This window comes from Vibrio neptunius (assembly GCA_019339365.1).
Taxonomy (GTDB): Bacteria; Pseudomonadota; Gammaproteobacteria; order Enterobacterales; family Vibrionaceae; genus Vibrio; species Vibrio neptunius.
Map to the genome: position 1 here is coordinate 466,876 of CP079860.1, position 21,342 is coordinate 488,217.

The following is a 21,342-nucleotide window of genomic DNA, read 5'->3' on the forward strand; positions in this document are numbered from 1 at the left end:
ATTTATGGGAGCCAGGTTGTAATTGCCGATCAATTATTTGACAAGATGAATATAAATTCGGGTTTATTTTGAGTGATGTATTAATAATACCCATGACACTCGTTTATTCTGTTTCCGATTTCAAGGCTGCCCAAGAAGAGGGATCGCCTTCTAGCGTCAGCGGATGCAATGGTACATTAGGCTTTGCATAGCTCAACCGATACAACCTTTGGGTTACATGATAGCTATCCAACCCTGAGATTGTCACCGCTTCCATGGATTCAATATCCACATATCCGTCAGGTTGAATAAATTGATCTGATATCAAGATCTCTTCGACTTCTCCAATAACCAAACAGGTGTTGTTAGCAGTGATATCAATACATTCACGGAGCTTTAAGCCAATTTTTAAGTTACTTTCTAACACATAAGGTGCAGGAAACCGCTCAGAAAAGTACGGTGTCAAACCCGTCTCATCAAACTCTGACTGCACTCTCGAGTAGCGTGCAGATGTTTGATGTGCTGCTCTTGCGATGTCTGATTCGACGGAGTTGATAGAGAAAAAACCAGACTGTTTGACATTTTCAAGTGTGTGCCTGTCGACACTATTGGGTCTACTTACGAAGCTCAATAGAGGGGGAGAGGAACCAATATGGACAACCGAGCTGACAATGGCGAGGTTGTTGTTACCAGTTCCGTCTTGCGTGCCAATCAAGTTGGCGCTTTTAAATCCCGACAAACTGTTTATTAACCTAGCTCTCTTGCGCTCGTCCATGGCCTCGAGTTGAGTTTTGGTAAAATTCTTATCTTTCATTGGACGTTATTCACACCATTTTGGGCATCAGTATTAACAGGCGCATAGTTAAGCCGCCAAGTAGGAAAAGAGTAAAAACAGTATTGCAGTTACTATTAAGGTTGGCCTGAACATGACGTGCTCCCCAAACTACACAAAATTAAAACTATTTTACGTCTTATTTATATTATTCGATCAATCGCTTCTCACATGAATGGAGAGGATTCTTTTGGCTTCCAAAGCCACGTCTTTTCTCTTTTTCCAGGACCAAAGCCTGTCTCTCGCTTCTCTACTGGCTGTATCGAGGTTAATAATGGGGTGCTGTCTGGTTCGATACTATACATCAGTGCTTCCATTGCGCTCATCTTCCAAGGTTCAAACACATAAAAAATAAGCGTCGGAGTGCCAGAGCGAAGCGCCGCATTAAGCGGTGCATGATCGGTAAGCCTAAGATCGCGTTTGAGCCAGACTAGGTTAATCTTTTTCATAGTATCCCTCGTATCATTCTTTGATACGAACAATCTGTAAAACAATATCAATGACATTTAGTAGTGACGGGTAAGTACTATGAAAATGAGTCTGAGTAAGCTAGAAAAATTCTTCTTTATCGATAAGTTGGTCATTCATTCACTCGACTTGTCACTGTACCAAGCATCTGTCGTGATAGAAGGCCAAGAGTTTCATGTGTTGGATGAACAAGGGCAAATGCTAAGAGCCTTGTCAGTAGTTGAAATGCAGAAGAAATGTGCAAAGCTAAATGTCAAGCATCAATACTTGCGACACACCAGTGCCTATGACGAAATGGTAGGTTGCCCGACAAAAGAATCCAGTAATACCCTGGAAGTGCCATTAGTTGACAATCAATATTACTGATTAGGGTCAAGAATTACTGGGGTCAACCATCCCGTGAGTTCGGTGTAACAATATCACTTCAGTGTTAGCATCACCGCTGTTGTCGCGTATTTCTACCGCAGGTCGAGCATACTTGCCATCAACAGCGACTTCATTGTTACGTAAACAGAAAAACCTAACACTAAGCTTGCACATTGCAAACCAGTAACCATTGGCTTTGTCGCTGTATCCATAAGGAACTCTATGGCTAACACTGACGATGAAAAAACCATTGATGAATCATGGGCACCCAGCCTACCAACACATTTTTTTCACCTCATCGTATTAAATTGTCTGTTTATCCGGTACTTTGCTTAAAGTACTCAATCGGATTCAAGGACGAATATGTTGGAGCAGGTTATCGGGATTCTATTCCCGGTCTTCGCCTTGGTTTTAGTCGGTTTTTCTGTTGGACGCTGGCTCAAACCTGACTTTCGCCCAATCAATCGCATCAATATGGATGCATTTACGCCAGCATTAGTGTTTTCATCCTTAGTCTCTATGCCGCTGGACACCGAACAAGTCCCGTTGCTGAGCGCCTCATTAATCGCGGTGCTCTTGCCAGGGGTTTTAATGGTCCCCATCTGTAAACTTGCAGGCCTGCGTTATAAAGCATGGGCTCCCCCTCACATGTTTCGTAACAGTGGTAATCTGGCGATTCCACTCTTTACCTATACCTTTGGTGATACAGCCTTGGCATCCGCAGTGCTATTGTTCGTTGTTTCAGCCTGTATCCACGTGAGTCTTGGACTCGCGCTGCTAAGTGAAGGAAACCCTTTTAAGCAAGTCATTCGTATGCCGGTCTTTCTCGCTGCATTTGCCGCCATGGTGCTTAACCTGAGCGGGCTCGGTGTGTGGGAACCATTTTATGAAGCGACGGCGTTGCTTGGCCAGGCGGCAGTACCAGTAATGCTACTCTCACTGGGTGCACAGATGTGTAATATGCGATTGAGCGGGCTTAGAGTGGGGATTTTCTGCACTATTCAGTCTCTGGCAACGGGTGCAGCCGCTTTCTGGATTAATTTATACCTTTATCCCTCTGCCAGCCATGCAGTTACAAATGATGGTGCTATTTACTATGCTCCCACCCGCCGTCATGAATTATATGTTTGCAGAACGATTTAACATCGAGCCAAATCGTGTGGCATCCATGGTACTGTTTGGCAACTTCTTCAGTATTCTAACCTTACCACTATTATTAACTTTCGCTCTGTCCCTCAATTGACCATTCTTCGGGATTAGTGAGCATTGTTTTCCCTTTGAATGTTTCAGCACGGACGTCCTGTGGGTTGTAAATGGCACAAGATTCCATCGATAAACAGCCACAACCGATGCAGCCTCCTAGGTCATCCTGCAATGCTTTGAGCTGTTGAATTCGATGGTCCAGCAAGTCATGCCACCCTGAGGCCATCCGCTCCCATTGCTGACGATTGGGTGCTTGATGTTTAGGTAAATGAGACAGAGACCGGGCAATCTCTTCCAATGTCAGTCCAACTTCCTGCGCGGCTTTGATTACAGCGATTCGGCGTAACACACTGCGGTGATAGCGACGTTGATTGCCTTGATTCCGCCAACTGAAGATAAGCCCCTTCTGCTCGTAAAAGTGCAACGCAGAGACTTTTACCCCAGCACGCTTTGCGACCTCTCCGACGGTCATTTCCATATACCTCTCCTTCCTTTCTGGCTATCTCAGTTAAATAAACACAAAAAAGCGCTTTACCTTAAGTTAACTTGAGGTTTTAGAGTAACACCAAGTTGGCTTGCAGTGGAGAATAACAATGCAATTAATTATGAAAAATAGAACCATGCCCTACTTGAGTGGCCGTTTCTTTGATGGAATTTCTTCCGGTTTATTTATGATGGCTTTACCTTGGGTCATGCTGGAAACGCCAGGCATGGGCCCTTTTGTGGCTATGGTCGCCTTAGCGTGTACAGCAATTTCTTTTTTCCTGACCCCTTTGTTTTCCACTCTTATCGACAGGTATTCAAGAAAGTCGATTCTGGTAATAGTGCAAATATTGCAATCCTTTACCGCTGCTATCGTCATGTTGGCCTACGGACTAGGCATTGAATCAAACTGGTTGCTGGCTATGGCACAATTAGTCTTCTGGGTTTCAAGCAACCTTGCTTGGACTGCAAACAACGCTTTTACACAGGAAAACTATGACCCACATGAGTACGCGGCGATTTCAGGCAAACAGGAAATCATTCTACAGGGGACGACTTTGGGTGCTGGCGCGTTGGGCGTTGTCTTACTGCAAATCTGGGGCATGCTCGAATTTGCGGCGTTTGCCACGGCAGCATCTGGCTTATCAACGTTAAGCTATTTAGTGACGCCATATCGTCACAAGTTACGTCAGAGCAAAACCACCTCCTTTATTGGCCAAATGAGAGAGAGTAAGGATATCTTTACCGCTCAGCCTCGCTTTTACGCATTCTTATTACTCTCAGCATTGAGTTATCCGATCCTGACCTTCTTAAGCAAGCTGGTGCCGATCTGGTTTTCTGAAATCGGGCTCTCGGGAGACTGGTATGCTGGCTACAACATCGCCTTTGGCTTGGGGTCTTTAATGACAGGTTTGTTTGTCGCAAAATTGCTCAATCTGGCATCTCATCAGTCCACCATGCTGTACTCAATGACCATAGCGTCCATAATGCTGATTGGCATGAGCTTCTCTACTCACCCAGCATACTTATTGATATTCACGCTGTTTTTCGGTTCATTTAACGCTCTCAATCGCATTGCTCGAACCAATTGGATGCACCTTACCATTAGGGTTGACCAGAGAGGTCGAGCCGATGGTGGATTGCAGATGTTTGCCACCATGGCGCAGAGCGTCAGCTATACAATAATCGCTTTATTGAGCCATTATGAGCTTACTCAATATGGCTTCATACTGGCGGCAGTCATTATGATAGGCGCAGCGTTAACGATGCATAAGCTCAACAAACACAATGATATTGAGCCAGAGGTCGTTGTTCAGAACTAAAACACCATCATGTAGTTCGATAAATTCGGGCTGGATCGACAGAAAACCAGAAAATACGTACCGACTGGGTAGGGATATCTGAATCTTTGACCTAAATTTATTAGGTAGTACATTAAATATACCACCAAGGAGTTGGTGCATGTTTGACACTCTTGCCGAAAAATTCAGTCAGTTCAATCCCATCCAATGGGTCGTCGTGTTCTCCATTCTGGTTTTGCCAGCAGCCCTCTATTTGATGCTCGCACAAGCGTGGTTCGGAATATTCGTTCTGGTACTGTACCATTGCCTAATGTTAACTATGTTTTATGCTTTAAGTCAGACGCTAAACCAAGTCCGAAAGGCGGCCAAACAGCTCTCAGAAGGGGATCTGACCGTTCGTATCCCACTCCAAGATCCACAAGCGCGATCATTGTCCCGCACAGTCAATCGCATCGGTGAAGATATCTCGCGCACCGTTCATACCCTCGGTAAGTCCACGGCGAGGCTACTGGACGTCGCAGATACCGTGCAAAAAGATTCCGAAGTATCGCAAGCGGGTGCCATTGGCCAAAAACAAGATGTCGACAGCGCTAAGGCTATCATTAATCAGTTATCAGATATCACTCAGCAAGTCTCTGAACATTGCGAGTCCACCTCTAGATTAGCAAACGAAGCCAAACACAAAGCGGATCAGGGCTCGCGCGATATGGTAGCACTAGAAGAAGCTCTCAATAGTGCTAACCAACATATCGATAACTCCAATGAACATTTCCAATCTCTGATGGCAGAAACCTCTCAAATCAGCCAAGTAATGGAAACCATCAGCAGCATCGCCGACCAAACCAATTTACTGGCATTAAATGCAGCCATTGAAAGTGCCCGTGCTGGTGAACAAGGACGAGGCTTCGCGGTCGTTGCTGATGAAGTTCGTACTCTGGCAATGCGAACTCAGGAAGCGACGGAAGAGATCCGAGATAAGATCAACAACCTGCAAACCAAAACCGATGACGTATTGGAAACGATGAAAGAAAACAAAATCAGTATGGATAAATCGTTGGCCTTAGCGTCAACCGCTGAACAGTCATTTAAGGCACTAAATCTACAAATTGAAGAAGTCCGCTCTTATGGCCAGCAGATCGCTCGTTCCTCAGAAGCACAATTGAGTCAAACTCACGATCTCGACAATTGCTTACAGCAAATCACACAGGAATCTGACAACAACGTCCAGTCGACACGTGAAACACTACGCGCCAGTATCACAGTACGAAACTTGTCGGGAGAAATTGATTCGTTGCTGCACCGATTCGCAATCAACCCAACTCAGATTCAGCAAGAAGAATCAAAACGTGACAAGCTGATGGAGTGGAATGAACAGCTGGATATCGGACTGGATGAAATTAACCGCCAACATCAAACTTTGCTGCATTTGATTAATGAATTGTATTACTTACTCAAACACAACTATGGTCTTTCTTCGATCAAACGCGTCGTACAAGGTTTGATCGATTACACGGCTAACCACTTTAAATATGAAGAAACTCTGTTTGCTCAGATTGGCTATGGGCAGACACAGGAGCATATTGAGAAACATGCTCAGTTGGTAGACGAGGTATTGGCGTTTCAAAAACGGGTTGAACGTGGTGAAGACATAGGTGAAGAGCTAATGGGATTTCTCAAAAACTGGTTAAGCCAGCACATTATGCGAGAAGATAAAGCTTACACCGATGCTTTCAAACAGAACGGTTTAAACTGAGTCGTTTTCGCCATCGCCAAGCGAGCCAGAGACGCATCGTCTTCCTCGATCTCAAGCCAATAGAGGGACTTGCAGTCTCACGAGAAACAAACATAGCGCCCCAAAATTGGCAGTGTCTCTGTTGGCTCTAGGATAGAGACAAAAAAAGCCTTGCTGCAAGCAAGGCTCTTCGTTGGATGCGCTCAAATCACGAAAGCTTGAATCGATTCACGATGCTCGACAAATGGCCGTTAATATCAGCAATACTGCGCGCGTCTTCGAGCGCCTGCTGGCCGTTACTGTCTAGTTCACCGACAATATCGTTAATCGCACTCATATTGCGGCTCAACTCTTGGGTCACACTGCTCTGCTCTTCCGCAGCTGTAGCGATTTGTGTACTCAAATCATTGATTTCAGTTACAAAATCCGTCATTACATCGAGACTTTGAGCTACTTCACCCGCTCCTTCTGCCGTCTGTCCACATTTGTCTTTGGTCGAGTCCATTGAATCTACCACTGACTGACTGCCTCGCTGCAAGCTTGCCAACGCCGATTCAATCTCTTCCGTACTGTCTTTAGTGCGACTGGCCAGTTTACGAACCTCATCGGCAACCACGGCAAAACCTCGGCCCTGTTCGCCTGCGCGAGCCGCCTCAATAGCAGCATTGAGAGCCAGTAAGTTAGTTTGCTCAGCGATATCACCAATGACACCCAAAATAGTGTTAATACCCTCCGTCTCTGCAGCCATCTTATTGACATTTTCAGAGGCAACGCTCACATCATCCACTAATTCCTGAACATTACTTTGCGCCTGAGTGACTGTCACTTTTGAAGCAGAACCCGCTTCGTTGGCTTTGTGCGTCAACTGTGCGGTATTCGCCGCATCGGTTGCCATCGCTTCAGCCGTAGAGTTCATTTCTTCTATCGCTGTCACCACCTGTTCCGTTTCCTGAACATGGCTCTGAAGAATAGACGAATTACGTTGACTCTGATCTCGCAGACGATCAACGTTCCCGTTCAGCTGATTGGTGGCTTCACTGATCTCCAACATCATGGATTGTAAGCTGGCAATGAACTTATTCACACCCTCAGAAATCTGACCTAAATCATCGTTAGTAGTAACCGTAATGCGTTGCGTCAGATCTCCATTCCCTTCACTCAAACCTGCAATGGTCTCTTTGAGCACTAAGATTGGACGATACAGTACCTGCATGACAAACAAAGCAACAATAATACTGATGAGGGTTGCTATCACCGCGGTCAGGATGGCAGCTTGCTTAGCAGAAGCTAGGTCGGCAAAAGCAATATCTTTGTCCAAACCTACGACAAAGTACCATTTCTTACCCGCAATATTGATTTCATGGGAAAAGAACAGTTTTTCATCATCACCTTGGTAGCCGTCATAAACGACAGCCTGTTGACCGATGGTTTTTTGGGCTACGGTATTTAGCCATGAATACTTGTCGGTTTTGTTGCCCGCCTCAACATTGTCCATCGAAGAAGCCAAAATCGTGGTATCACTATTCAATATTACCGCTACGGCACCGGGAATGTTATTCGCACTTTTAGCAATTTCGTTCAAAAAGCCGAGTTGCATGTCAACGGAAATCATACCACTCAAGGTCTTACGTACAATTGATACCCAGTATTCACCACCTTCGCTTCCTTGATAAGGTTCCGTCATTGATGTCGTTGAGCTTTGTCGCCCTGCCTGATACCAGCCTCGGGTAGTCACATCTCCGTTAAACTTGTGGTTGGGCCAAGTGCTTGCTTCTTGGTTCCAATATGCATCGCCGTTAGTAAACGCCACCACGGAACTACCTAAGTTAGTTGCATTGGCGATAACATGAGTGAGCTCAATAAAATCATCAGGTGTCCCTGTGATTTCCTTATTATCAAAGTGCTTCCCTAACTTCTCTAAACCACCCACTTTTTCTCCAAGTTGGCCTTCAATCTTTTGTGCTTGTCCCTTCACATAGCTCTGGTTAGAAGCGGTAATTAAGTCGACCAGTGTCTCTTCCTGCTTCACATAAGCGACATAACTTGAAACAGACACCGATAAAACCACCAGTGCAATAATGGACATGAGCAATAACTTTTTAAAACCCAGATCTCTCATCTCTTCTCGTCCCTATTTTCATTATCCATAAACTTTCCATACACCAATCCATCAGGACATATGCACGATCTAATAAATAAGTTTATTAATAGATTGTGGTAGGAATATGACCAAACACCAAATTTGACACCTAATTGAAACAGCTTGAAGGCATTCACGATAGCAATACATCCAAATATGTGAACCAGTCCATCAAACAAAACAAATATCAAGCCTCTCATTTTGAACCGGCGCACCCTATAAATATGTAACAATATGAATACAAAGTATTTATGACAGAAATCAATTTTCAACATTTGAACATTGAATAGCCTTTCTACTCACCTTCAAAATCAAAACACAAACTATAAGAATGGCTTAACGATGAAACTCAGCGATCTCAACGTCAAATATAAACTGGCGACCATAGTGACCTTGGCAATAATTTTTATTGCTATGGCGTGTATCTACAATTTGATCCAACAACGGAATAGCTCCATGAGTGAACGAGAGGACAAGCTCAGTGCACAAGTGGAAGCTACCGTGACTCTGGTCCGGCACTACTACGATCAGAGGCAGACTTTAGGGGAAGAATTAGCGAAGCAGCAAGCGTTAAGCGCCATCCAAGCGCTTCGCTATGATGAGGCCAATTACTTTTGGATTCTCAATCAGGAGATGCAGGTTGTCATGCATCCGGTTAAACCCGCGCTCAATGGACAAAATGCCGAAAATTTTCAAGATGGTGCGGGTAAATTTCACTGGCGCGAAATGGTCGCTATTTCTCAGACCAGCGCACAAAAAGGCTTCCTTGACTATCAGTGGAAGAGCCCACAAGGGGAACTGAAAGATAAGATTTCCTACGTTCAACTCTTCCCCGAATGGGGTTGGATTATTGGCTCCGGTCTTCTCGTCGCTGACATTCAAGAGGCATTTTATGCTCTTGCCTTACAAGAGGCGTTTGTTGCTTCTATCTTGTCAGCCATCCTACTCGCCATGGGTTACACAATTTCAAACAACATCATCACACCCTTACACCGATTGATCGATAACACTCATAAGATTGCTGATGGGGATCTTAGAGTACGCATGAATATGTCGAGAAAAGATGAGTTAGGAGAAATGAGCCAACAGATCGATAAGATGCTGAGTAAACTTCAGAACACTCTGCGCACTGCGCATCAGTCTGCGGAACAATCCAGTGCAATGGCATGCAATATCGCCCAAGCCAGCGAAGAGGCCGCGACCAGCGTCAACTCACAGCATGCCCAGTTGGAGCTTCTTTCTACCGCCATGACAGAAATGAGTGCCACCATCAACGATGTTGCAACCAACGCTGAAAATACTTCTGTGAGTACGAATAAAGTCGTCGATCATGCTCATCGCAATGATCAGACAATGAAAACGACGTCAAACACGATTGCAGAGGTATCCCGTAATATTTCGACGGCTCACGATTTGGTAACAGAACTCCAAACTGGCGTTAATGACATCAGTAACGTGGTGAGTGTGATTCGAGATGTTTCTGAGCAAACCAATTTACTCGCCTTAAATGCTGCTATTGAAGCCGCCCGGGCAGGCGAACAAGGGCGCGGTTTTGCGGTGGTCGCCGATGAAGTACGAAATCTAGCAAGTCGCACACAGAACTCCACCAATGAAGTTCAGCTGACGATTGAAAAACTGATTGAACAAGCAGACAAAACCTTCTCCGCCATGCAAAGCAGCAATGAAAGAGTCGACGAAAGTGTCTCTGCATCTAAGAAAACCCGCGAGCAGTTGGATGCGATCGTCAATGAAATGCAAAACGCGAATGATATGGTCGCTCAAATCGCAGCCGCTTCAGAACAACAAAGTACAGTGGCAACAGAAATGAACGAAAATGTTTCAGGTATCCACATGGCAGCCAATGAGGTTTTGCAAGCCTCCCAATCACTCGCCGAAGACAGCCAGTTGATGGCCAATACCGCCGAGCAATTAACGGGGCAACTGAGATATTTTAAGGTTTAACCCTATCAACAAAAAAGCCGCTGCTAATTGAATGTAGCAGCGGCTTTTTATTGTTAGCTATTTCTTACTTTTTAGCGTTCACTGCTTTTACGAAGATTTCCTGTGCACCTGCAACATTCAGTGCCTTCGCTTCTTCCAATAGACTGATGGCCTTGTTTAAATCATTCGACTCAACTGCAGCGGTAATAGCCCGATGGTAGTATTTTTGAGTTTCAGGCTGTACCACTTCAACACTCTTGGCCATCACTGGTTTGGTGTTAGTTTCTGCTGAGCTTGAAGAGCCCAATTGCTTGAAGAAGCCTAATCGATCAATTGAAACTTCAACTTTTCCATACTCTGAATTTGGAATCGCAATGTCTTTAACTTCCGGTAGATAGTTTCCACGCCCCTCCGCATCTAATCTTGCAGGATGTGCAACCATGGTGGCTTCGCCCAAGTCACTTTTATCGGTGTAAACAATCAGATAAACAGACTCAGTATGAGTTGGGGGAAGAAATCAACCTCTGCAACTAAACGGTTACCAAGATTTAAGCGCGGCTTGGTATACTCAAATTTGTCGCTTCCATATTTCTCTAGCTCACGACCATTCTTATCAACAATTATCGCTCTAGGCACAAATGCCGTATCTTCAATCATACTGGTGATGGTAATTGAGTACTCACCGCGATCTGCGGGTAGCTCAAACATAGCAACATGACTATTGATGTTCTGATATTTCAGCGCTTGAGACTGCGGGGTGATTTCAACAATAGTGCTACTAGGTAGCTTCATTGTCACTGCTTGCAACGCAGAGATAGACTCTACTTGCTCAGCTTGAGCCGTTTGCACTTGCTGGATGATTTCCGGGGATTGGCAGCCTGCTAGCGCAACGCAGCCACTAAGAACGAGGGCACGAAAATACATAGGGTTTTCCTTATTTTATTTTTTTAAATACTTAGGAGAAAAGTGCTTAAAAAAATAGCCGACAATGGTCGGCTATCATAATCGGACTTAGACAATTAGGACAGTGATTTGTCTGTTACCACCAAGCTTCTACCTGAACACCAACAACGTATTCAGAGTCTTCGCCAGTACCAAATGCGTTGTCGTTTTCTGTATCAGTGATGTAAGAACCGTAGACACGCAGTTCTGGACGTGCCCAGAAGCTGTCACCCATCGCCCAACCTTGAGCCACAGTCAGTTTAGTATTGCCGAAATCTTCAGTCGCAGTACCTGCAGAGTTGATCTTCTCACCTGAGTTTACACCCGCTTCAAAGATAGTACGCATTGTGTCGTTCCACTTATACATAGGGCGAACAACGACCGAGTACTGGTCAATGTCAAACTTAGAAGAGGTGGTATCGTTACCGATGTCACTACCTGCTAGGTAAGCTAGCTGGTGGCCCATTTCCCAGTTTTCACCGAGGTTCATGACACCCCAGTTGATCAAACGGTAACCAGATGCGTCATTCTGTGAATCATTACCACGCTTGTAATATGCACCAGATCCCCAGAAGTTAGCTGCTTGAAGACCATAACCATTGGTGCCGTATTGAAGTACTGTTTGGTTAAAGCCGTTAGACATACCTTGATGGATGATCGCAGACGCTAGTAGACCGTCATCTGCCGCTTCAGTGCCGTCAGCTGTTTCTGTAGAAAAGTTGTAAGCTAGTGCTAGTTCAAGAGATGCATCTTCCCAAAGGCCAATATTTGCAAGACGTGTATCTAGAATATAACCAGCAGACTGTTTTACATCGTTTGTTGTCACTTCACCATCTTGAATAATCGCAACAGAAAGCTTTTGGTTACCTACTGAAAGGTTTTCAATACCACCACCAGTACCAGACGTGTTTAGGAAGTAGAAGTCAGTGATGTGGATATCTTTACGTTGGTAATACGTTTTACCCGCCCACATGGTTGCTTCTTTATCTGATGCAATCAGGCCTTTTGCTTTCACAGCGAACTGTGCGACGTTTATATCTCCAGCTTCCCAGCCTGATTTACCATCATCATCACCTTTCGCTAACATTGACTCAACGCGCCAAGTTTGTTCACCTGTTTTCAGCTCTTCTGCAAAACCAAACTCGTAGTAGTTGTCGTTTTCGTTACCGAGGCGACCGATACCATGTTTGCTTACAGAGACATCACCGCCCGTATTGTCACTGATGCCAGTACCAGCACGGAAATAACCATTGAAATCGACCGCAAAAGCAGAACCAGCTGCTAATGTTGTCGCCACTGCGGCAGCAATTAAACTTACTTTTTTCATTTTTAACTCCATTTAGGGATTATTATTCTTTTAACTCGCTCGTTGATTCGCTCTGAAAAGGCAGCAACAGAACCCATCAAAAAAGAGAGGTAAGATGGGCTAAGCTCTATTACCTAACCCTCTTTTGTTTCAACTGCTGACAAGATTACCGATAAGACTCAAGGGTGACTTCCTCCGCCTAACACTTATTTTGGGGGGATGAGAAGGGAGTAGAAAAATAACCGAACAACGTACATTAGGCTTACGTCACAAATATAAGGGGGAGGAGGTATTAGATTCTTTTATCATCACCTCGCAAAACACCACACAGTTCACCTTTTAAACAAAAAAACGCCACCGAACTGAAAAAAAATTACATTTTTAATTTATACATAAGGTGCTTGACGTCTCTTCAACAAAGCTATTTACTTACTTGTAGTTACTCAATTACAAACTAATACCAAATATTGACGATGCCTTGTTCTCGCCCCTATCCACTGGGTGCCACGTTGAATCACGAAGGCTGTAACTTCGCGATTCACGCGCCTAAGAATAAAACACTGTTACTTGCGCTTTTTGATGAAAGCAATAATTACCAAACCTATCCGTTAACACACGAATATGCGGGTATAAAACACACTTTTGTTTCTGGTATCAAAGCAGGTCAGAAATATGGATTTATTGTTGATGACAAAGAAAATCGACGATTGATTTCCGATCCATATGCCAAGTCGTTAGATAAGCCCCTTTTTTATTCTATTCCCTTTAATTCGGCAAAAAGTTTTGAGTTAGCTAAAAGCATCGTCACCGATGACAAGTTCGATTGGCAAGACGTGGCCAAACCACACCGCCCTCGCGAAGAGATGGTACTGTTTGAAACCCATGTCAAAGGTGTCACCAAGCTCAATCCAGACGTACATCCAGAGCATCAAGGGCGATACCTAGGGTTAGTCAGTGAAGCCATGCTCAAGTTCTATAAACAGCAGAACATCAATACTTTACAGTTGCTACCAATAGCAGCCTGTATGCATGAACCGCACCTCCTTGAGATGGATAAAGTAAACTATTGGGGCTACAACCCTTATGTTTTTATGGCGCCTGATCCTCGCTATGCAGACAAGGATGCGGTGTTCGAGTTAAAAACAGCAATTAGAGAACTACACCGTCACGGAATCGAAGTCATTCTTGATGTGGTTTACAACCATACGGCAGAAGGCGATGAAAGAGGCCCAGTGTTTAACTTAAAAGCCTTGGATGATCGTTACTACTTTAAGCACGGCGAACATTTTGCGAATTTTACGGGTTGCGGGAACACCCTTGACTTATCATACCAACCGACGCTCAATCTAGTAATGGATACTTTGAGGTATTGGGTCGAAGAATACCAGATTGATGGGTTCCGTTTTGATCTTGCTGCTACCTTGGGTCGTGAGGGTGAAAACTTCAATACACACTCAGGGTTCTTCAAAGCGGTTGCACAAGATCCCGTTCTCAAAGAGGTCAAGCTTATTGCCGAACCATGGGATATAGGACCCAACGGCTATCAGGTCGGGAACTTTCCTTTTGGTTGGAACGAGTGCAACGACAGATTACGAGATATCACCCGCAGTTTCTGGCGCGGCGACCAAGGCTATCTAAAAGAGTTCGCTACCCGTCTGATGGGGTCTCGTGACTTATACAGTGCAGCTAACTGGCCTTATAAACTGACCGTTAACTACATTACCTATCATGATGGTTTCTCAATGCAGGATCTGGTCTCCTACCGTCAGAAACACAATGAAGCAAACGGCGAACAAAACCGAGATGGTCACGGGGACAATCGCTCCGATAACTATGGTGTGGAAGGTGATACTGAAAACCCAACCATCATAGACAAACGCGAAAAACAAAAGCGTAACTTTATGGCTAGCCTGCTATTCGCTTTTGGTATTCCGCATATACTGACCGCTGACGTGCTCTCTCATAGCCAAAAAGGCAACAACAATGCCTATTGTCAAGACAATGAGTTAAGTTGGCTAAATTGGCAGCCTTCTCTAAAAAAAGAGGAGTTCAAATCTTGGTTGGCAAACATGGTTCAGGCACGACAAACCTACATGGTTCCATTTATTCGAGCTTTCAGTGGTGAAAATAGAAACGACAATCGCATCCATTGGCGACGTATTGACGGTACCTTCATGGATCACGATGATTGGAATCAGCTTTGCTCAGTTGCCCTTCAGTTAGGCATTGGCCAAAAAGGGGATGAATTGTTCTATTGCATCAACCAAACCAGTGCACCAGCGCGCTTCAGTTTGCCGTATGAGAATGATCAGCAGTGGATCATGGTATGCAATACTGACAACCACAAGTTGCATCAAACTATTGATCAAAAGCAAGTCCTCATCGCACCATGTTCAATGGCTATCTTCCATTCGCGGGCCTAATCCTATGCTGTTGTGATAAGTCGCTATCATAACAGCAACTATCTGCTTGATTAGATAAGTTTTATCTCAAACAATATCTCTAAACTGGTGGTATTGATAAAGAGGACATATGGCTGAAAAAATCTCCACGACTGCGATAGCAAAGTTACGTCAAACTGACGCTAGGCAGTTGTTTCAGGAGCTTAAGCTGGCAGGTTATATCAATCGTTCAGAGGATTCGTGGGTTTTAACTGAGCTCGGAGAAAAATTTGGCGGAGAGTATGTCCAGCATCAGAAGTTTGGCCATTTTATCGTCTGGCCAGAAAACCTTCTGATAGACACTGCCGCCACAAGCGGTAAGCCTTTAAGTGCGACTCAAATCGGAGAGCGTTTCTTCCTCAATGCGAAAAAAATCAACCAACTCCTTCAGGAGCTGGGCTGGTTGCAAAAGGTCGACGCTGGTTGGGAAGTCACGCTCAATGGCCTGAAAGTCGGTGGCTATCAGCGACAAGATAAAGACACAGGCAATCATTTTGTTGTTTGGCATGACTCAATTGTGCGCAATAAGCGCCTTAAGCAATCCGTCATAGAATTTTCAGGTCAGGATGCCGAAGCGCACTCAACAGATAAATCGATATCTAGCTTCCGACAAAAATTCGAAGCTAAACACCGAACTCTCGATGGACACTATGTACGCACCAAAGGCGAGTTAAAGATCGACAACTGGCTTTATATGAATGGTATTGTTCATGCTTATGATCGTCAGTTACCGATTGATGAAGATGTGCTGAGTGATTTTTACTTACCTACTGGCAAAGTCTATCTACAATTTTGGGGGCGCGACAATGGTGCTTTTCCAGAGAAAGAAAAAGCCAGCATCAAAAAAATATATGAAGACCACCAATTTGACTTAATTGAAGTAACGTCTGAAGACATCGATAATCTTGATGATGTGCTACCAGTGAAACTAAGAGAGTTTGGTATTTCTGCCTATTAAAAAACGCCTCACAAATGAGTGAGGCGTTTTAATCAAGCTATCAGTTCAATTCGAACTGAATCGCGTCAACTAACCAACCCGCAGTCCAAGCATTGATCGCTTTGATTTGCTTACCCTTAGGGATATCGAAAGTTTCGACTTTGATTGGCGAAGCATAGCCTTTAGAGCCCATCATGATAGAGGAGCCATTCTTGAACTTAAATTTCAACGCTACAATATGGTTACCACCCCAATGGTAGTGACCCGAGCTAACTTCAATACTCTCTACTTGGCTCAAATCAACTGGGTTACGTAACGCGCCTCCGTTACCACCAATCAGTGCATTAAGATCTGTGCCAACCGCATCAATTGCTAGACCAGAACGCACGTGCAGCAAATTGCTCGCTTTCACTTGCGTTTTTTGAACATCACCACTTGGGTAGCCAAAGATAGGAGAAAATTCCGTTTTTCCCGCGCGTAGCGTGCTCGATCGGTAAGTGTTGTGGCTTAGCCAGCTTGGCTGATACGTTTCTGGAATTTGTCCAGCCTGAGTAATATTCGTCAGGTTGAACGAGTGCTGGTTCCAGATACGCGTCGCGTTGGTCCATGGTTTGTCAGCCTGAGCAGACTGGTACACATACACGCCCTTGTTAATACGATACTTGCTGTCGTAGTTGTTTGCGACCACAATCATTTCAGCATTGTTATCGCCCTCGAGGTCAACAACGATTGGATACTCCCACAATGTTCCGGTCGAGTTTTCAATAACAGCCAGCTCTTTACCCGTCTGTCCATCAAGGATACGTACTTTGAAATGATCCTGAACAAGCACTTCATCAATGCCATCAGCATCAAAGTCGTATGCAGAAACACCAATCTTGCCACTGCCAATGTCGTCGTTTTCAACCGACCAGACCAACTCACCTTTAGCATTGTACATGTCGACCGCTTTGTAACCAGCGTAAACAATACCAATGTTGTCGGTGCCTGCTGTTGTTGCCGTCTCAAACTGAACCCCTTCGACCAACCAGCCTTGCGACCAAACGTTAACGCCAGTCACTCTCTCCCCTTCAGGGAGAACAAAGCGCTTAGTTTGCAGATGGTAGCCATAGTTTTTCGAGCCCACCATTACAGATGAACCATTCTTCAGAGAAAACTCCATGGCTAGGAGATGACGCCCCCCCAGAAGTATTTCCCATAAGTAACGTCAATTGCCGTCACTTGAGAAAGCTCGATAGGATCACGAAGCGCCCCACCATTGCCACCAATCGTGTTATGAGCAGATGTACCAATGGCATCGATTGCAGCACCGGAGCGCACGTACAACAGATTGTCATCACCAACCTGCGCCGATTCTGCGTTGCCTTTTTCGTAACCAAACACTTCTGTCTGCTGAGAAACTGACTCACTGTAAGCGGCTAGGAAACTGGAAACCGCTTGAACTCCACCACCTGGGTTATTTTCGTTGGTGATTTCCCACTTAGTTGTTCCATCGTGCTCCAATACCGCCAGCGAACTGTTTTGTGCAGATGAGTAACTCGCAGGAACGGAAACAACCAATTCAGGGTTCTTATCTGAGTCAAGGTTAACTAAAGAAGAGAACCAGACTTTATCCGCTGCGTTATACTGCCAGTCAACAGCCCCTGAGCTTTGGAACAAAGTACCATCAGCAAAAACTTCCTGACGATTATCGCCGTCAAAGTCACCACTGATTGATGCTGGGGACCAAGAATGGCTGAACACAAGCTGTCCAGATTGATAATCGTAGACGCCATCCGCAGACAGAATTTCAATATCACCATCGCCATCCAAATCGGCCAAGGCAATGTCTCCTACCGTCCGCCATCCAGATTCAGCCGTAGCGATCTGCTTTTTCACGTTACCGTTATTGTCGAGTACTTTGATAACATCGCTGCCTGTACTGGTCGTGACAATCTCAACAACACCGTCGTGGTCTAAATCAGCAACAGCTGGGCTGTAGCGAGCATCCGCAGTAACACCACCATTGTCATAGCTCCATAGCTCTGAACCATCGACGCCACTCAAAGCACGAACAAGACCACCACTTGAATAATTGCTGCCTTCAAACGTTACAACAATCACATCTGCGACGTCTTGATTGTCGATTCGACCATCACCGTTGTCGTCGTTAAGCTGAGCGGTAACTGGCGTAACCATCACCTGATCAGACTCAGGTTTAAAGCTGCTACCCTGCCAAGACCATTTCAGCTCAGTCTCGATTTTTTTATCTGGCTCAGTGTAAGCCAAAACTCGCATAGAGCGTGGGTTAGAAAAATCGAGGGTCTCGCCGTTGTATGCCTTCACAGATTCAAGCTGACTATTAGTTTTATAACCTCCAAACACCGCTAAGCGATTGTATGAAAGGTTATCCCAGTCACTGAGCATGACTCCAAGCCCTTGTGGAGCTCGTACTTCTACTTCATGACCTTTAATGTAGTCGGGTAACGAATAACCAGAACGTTGACCTTCCTTCAAACAGTATCGTTCGCCACTCTCCAAACTAACGATACACGCTTCTGGGTATTGCTCTGACGCAAGCACACGCATAGAGCGAGGTTTAGAAAAGTCTAAGTAACGACCGTTATATGCCTTGACGTTTTTAAGTTGTTCGTTTGACGTGTAGGAATCAAAAACGGCCAGTCTGTTGTATGACAGGTTATCCCAGTCACTCAACATCACAGAAACACCACTCGGTGCGAGAACGTCGACCGGATGCGCATAGATCCAATTTGGAAGTGAGTAGCCTGAGCGTTCTCCCGCTTTAAGGCAATACTTTTCCCCTGACTGCTGACTGATAATGCATCCCATAGGTTCGGATGCATGGGCAGGCAAGCTTATGTTGGCTAATGCAATTGAGCCAAATACCACTGCTAATAATTTACGTTCCATTAAGAACACCCTTCGCTGATTTGTTGCCAAATAAATGTATTGCTCAAGACTGGCGTAATTCTTCCGTTACGTTGTTTAATCCAGACATAAGCGGTTAGGATTGTTTCGCGCCGATTATCTGTATGGAATTTGTTCTGTTCAACAATTAAACGAGAATTTCCCGCTTCAATAATGAGACATCTTAGAAACGAGACATTTAAACTGGGATATTGCTTCATTTTACAGACAAAAGATAAAAACTTTTATCTCAATAGACGACGGCGTATAGAATGGCATCCATAATTCGACAACACGCACCGGTGCCCAAGCTAGGTCAGTTTAATATGAAAATACTGTTGCTATTCACTCTTGCTCTATTCTCTCTACCCTCGATTTGTCAGGACAGGGTGTTTCGTTTAGATCAATTTGGTGCCGTCGGCAACGATTCTAAGGATGATAGCCAAGCGATTCAGACGGCGCTCTCTTCTCTCAATCCAGGCGACATTCTGGTTTTCCCTCCAGGGGTATACGACGTATGTCAAACACTATACTTAACCAACACCGAGCAAATTTCCTTAATTGGTAGTCAGGGTTCAGTATTACGTAAGTGCTCTGATTTCGTTGGCGAATATCTGCTGTATATCAAAGAAGCTCAAGGTATGTTCATTAGTGGCATTCATTTTCTCGGCCTCAATAATGGCGATGTGAATCAGGTCTGGGGAGAACAAGGAGTTTACCTTGCCAGTACATCTGAATCTCACTTATCGAATAATACCTTTGAGAACTTCGGCGATGCTGCCTTGCGAGTAACGACAGGACCCAATCCTACAGACTCACCCTCACAAAATGCGATCTTGTTCGCCAACACGTTTCGCAACTGTGGTCAGGTCACAACGACCCAAGCAACGCAAGGCTCCAATGTCCCCGGCACACAAAACATCACGTTCGAATATAATCTATTTCAGGGATGTACTCTTAAATTATCGAGCCGAAAGCAAGTTGAAGACGCAACGGTTTTCCATAATACTTTCAGAAACATAAGCAGTACTGCATTAGAAATCAGCTATTACACTAATGTCACAGTGAAAGACAACAAATTCGACAATATCTCCGGCTTTATTATGAATGTGTTCCCAAACACACGAGCAGAGCAACCTGTGGATTGGGGAAATATTGATTTCCAGCACAACGACATTTTTGATAGTACCATGGGCATCCGGTTACAAAGTTTTTCAGCTAAAGAATCACCAACTAGATCCGTTGAGAATATTTCTATATCACACAATCGTTTTTCTAATATCACTTGCGAAGGAACTAGTGAAAATAAATATAAAAAAATAATTCGAACTTATAGTCAGAATAGCGGCTATTCTTTTAAAAACGTTAATATTATCGGTAACCAATATGATGAAGGTTCGGAGTGTGATTTTTTATCGATTGATACTGTATCTGGAAATATTAAAGTAGAAGAAAATAAGAAAACAATAAAAGTCGATGGAAATTAAAGCCCTGATAAATCAGGGCTTTTAATATATAGCTATTTTACAACAGCGTTACCTTTATATACTTTAAGAGCGCCTTCAACACGCTGACCGCTATCTACATCATACAGTTGCGGTACTATAGTGTACTCGCCGTCTGGATAGCTCGCGTCTAAAGTAAATCCGCGAATAATACTGAGCTCTTCCAAAGCGGGGACCGTTTCCAACACTCGAGCATGAACAGGAATCGCTAAACCATCAGGGCCAATTGCGGTAACCCAGAACTCAATGTTAGCCGCTTCCGTTCTGGTATTATGAGCTTGGAGATCAAGAATCAAATAGCCACCTTCACTTGGGTAAGTGGTATCGTTGACAACATAGGACTCAAGTATCAAGCCGTCGATTGTAGCTGGTTGTTCAATACTCACACCTTTAGCAAAGCTCTCTGATTTTGAAAACGTTTTGCCAGTCTTTACGTTAACGCCTTCTACTGCCACTTTATATAGGCCGTCATCCATATATTCACGCACCCAAATACCACGCTCAATATGCAACGCCGAACCTTCTTCAATATTTTCACTGTCAAATTCAGAACTATTAACGCCGACAACAGCTTTGGCAGGAAACACTATACCTTTAGGCCCTGTGACAGATACCCAATACTTAAGGTCAGCCTCTTCATCGCCAATATTTGTTAAGTTAATATTTGCAGATAAATAACCACCTTCTGTCGGTATCTCATTTTTTGAAAGCTGAATTTGTGCATCAAGGAGAAATTCTTCGTTCGCCACTTTACTCTCTACAGCAAAGACAGATAAAGGAGTGCTGAACGCTAAACTACCCGAAAGTAGAGCAATACATAGTTTTTTCATTTCCACACCAAATTGTTAATAAATAGAGT

At 44.4% G+C, this 21,342-nt stretch carries 13 protein-coding genes and 3 pseudogenes; 8 read left to right on the forward strand and 8 right to left on the reverse strand.

Going from position 1 to position 21,342, the window contains the following annotated elements; genetic code table 11:
* Nucleotides 1-103: 103 nt before the first annotated feature.
* Together KW548_18790 and KW548_18795 are read right to left on the reverse strand one after the other, a co-directional pair.
* Entirely contained in the window at nucleotides 104-793 is a 690-nt protein-coding gene (locus tag KW548_18790) for a flavin reductase (GenBank protein ID QXX09128.1), read from the reverse strand.
* Between the two features lie 185 nt (nucleotides 794-978).
* Nucleotides 979-1,260: a deoxyribodipyrimidine photo-lyase gene (locus tag KW548_18795; GenBank protein ID QXX09129.1), complete on the reverse strand. Its 282-nt coding sequence runs from the start codon at nucleotides 1,258-1,260 to the stop codon at nucleotides 979-981.
* 79 nt (nucleotides 1,261-1,339) lie between these two features.
* Here KW548_18795 and KW548_18800 point away from each other — a divergent pair, with 79 nt between their 5' ends.
* Together KW548_18800 and KW548_18805 are read left to right on the forward strand one after the other, a co-directional pair.
* Nucleotides 1,340-1,645 (forward strand): hypothetical protein, encoded by a 306-nt coding sequence (locus KW548_18800; GenBank protein QXX09130.1) that lies wholly within the window; start codon nucleotides 1,340-1,342, stop codon nucleotides 1,643-1,645.
* A 363-nt stretch (nucleotides 1,646-2,008) separates the two neighbouring features.
* Nucleotides 2,009-2,888: pseudogene (locus KW548_18805) on the forward strand (AEC family transporter).
* On the opposite strand, the gene soxR reads toward KW548_18805, so the two are convergent.
* On the reverse strand, nucleotides 2,862-3,326 hold the full coding sequence (gene soxR, locus KW548_18810) for a redox-sensitive transcriptional activator SoxR (GenBank protein QXX09131.1): 465 nt from the start codon (nucleotides 3,324-3,326) through the stop codon (nucleotides 2,862-2,864). The pseudogene KW548_18805 and the gene soxR sit on opposite strands and share 27 nt — an antisense overlap.
* A gap of 115 nt (nucleotides 3,327-3,441) precedes the next feature.
* Here soxR and KW548_18815 point away from each other — a divergent pair, with 115 nt between their 5' ends.
* Together KW548_18815 and KW548_18820 are read left to right on the forward strand one after the other, a co-directional pair.
* Nucleotides 3,442-4,653: an MFS transporter gene (locus KW548_18815; protein ID QXX09132.1), complete on the forward strand. Its 1,212-nt coding sequence runs from the start codon at nucleotides 3,442-3,444 to the stop codon at nucleotides 4,651-4,653.
* A 139-nt stretch (nucleotides 4,654-4,792) separates the two neighbouring features.
* Complete coding sequence (locus KW548_18820; GenBank protein QXX09133.1) at nucleotides 4,793-6,385, forward strand: bacteriohemerythrin; 1,593 nt, start codon at nucleotides 4,793-4,795, stop codon at nucleotides 6,383-6,385.
* A gap of 187 nt (nucleotides 6,386-6,572) precedes the next feature.
* Here the strand turns inward: KW548_18820 and KW548_18825 are convergent, their stop codons facing one another.
* Nucleotides 6,573-8,483, reverse strand: coding sequence for a methyl-accepting chemotaxis protein (locus KW548_18825; protein ID QXX09134.1), 1,911 nt, complete (start codon nucleotides 8,481-8,483; stop codon nucleotides 6,573-6,575).
* Between the two features lie 363 nt (nucleotides 8,484-8,846).
* On the opposite strand from KW548_18825, the gene KW548_18830 reads away from it, so the two are divergent.
* Complete coding sequence (locus KW548_18830) at nucleotides 8,847-10,466, forward strand: methyl-accepting chemotaxis protein (protein ID QXX09135.1); 1,620 nt, start codon at nucleotides 8,847-8,849, stop codon at nucleotides 10,464-10,466.
* 64 nt (nucleotides 10,467-10,530) lie between these two features.
* Here KW548_18830 and KW548_18835 read toward each other — a convergent pair.
* Nucleotides 10,531-11,369, reverse strand: a pseudogene (locus KW548_18835) (transcriptional regulator).
* A gap of 115 nt (nucleotides 11,370-11,484) precedes the next feature.
* A complete protein-coding gene (lamB, locus tag KW548_18840; GenBank protein ID QXX09136.1) occupies nucleotides 11,485-12,714 on the reverse strand; it encodes a maltoporin LamB in 1,230 nt (409 codons plus the stop codon).
* A gap of 452 nt (nucleotides 12,715-13,166) precedes the next feature.
* Between lamB and glgX the strand changes: the two genes are divergently transcribed.
* Together glgX and KW548_18850 are read left to right on the forward strand one after the other, a co-directional pair.
* Nucleotides 13,167-15,116: a glycogen debranching protein GlgX gene (gene glgX, locus KW548_18845; protein ID QXX09137.1), complete on the forward strand. Its 1,950-nt coding sequence runs from the start codon at nucleotides 13,167-13,169 to the stop codon at nucleotides 15,114-15,116.
* A gap of 109 nt (nucleotides 15,117-15,225) precedes the next feature.
* Entirely contained in the window at nucleotides 15,226-16,092 is an 867-nt protein-coding gene (locus KW548_18850; protein QXX09138.1) for a glycerol kinase, read from the forward strand.
* Nucleotides 16,093-16,132: 40 nt separating this feature from the next.
* Here the strand turns inward: KW548_18850 and KW548_18855 are convergent.
* A pseudogene (locus KW548_18855) lies at nucleotides 16,133-18,981 on the reverse strand (hemolysin).
* A gap of 269 nt (nucleotides 18,982-19,250) precedes the next feature.
* Between KW548_18855 and KW548_18860 the strand changes: the two are divergent.
* Nucleotides 19,251-20,465: a right-handed parallel beta-helix repeat-containing protein gene (locus KW548_18860; protein QXX09139.1), complete on the forward strand. Its 1,215-nt coding sequence runs from the start codon at nucleotides 19,251-19,253 to the stop codon at nucleotides 20,463-20,465.
* A 32-nt stretch (nucleotides 20,466-20,497) separates the two neighbouring features.
* On the opposite strand, the gene KW548_18865 is transcribed toward KW548_18860, so the two are convergent.
* Entirely contained in the window at nucleotides 20,498-21,313 is an 816-nt protein-coding gene (locus KW548_18865) for an RbmA protein (GenBank protein ID QXX09140.1), read from the reverse strand.
* Nucleotides 21,314-21,342 lie beyond the last annotated feature (29 nt).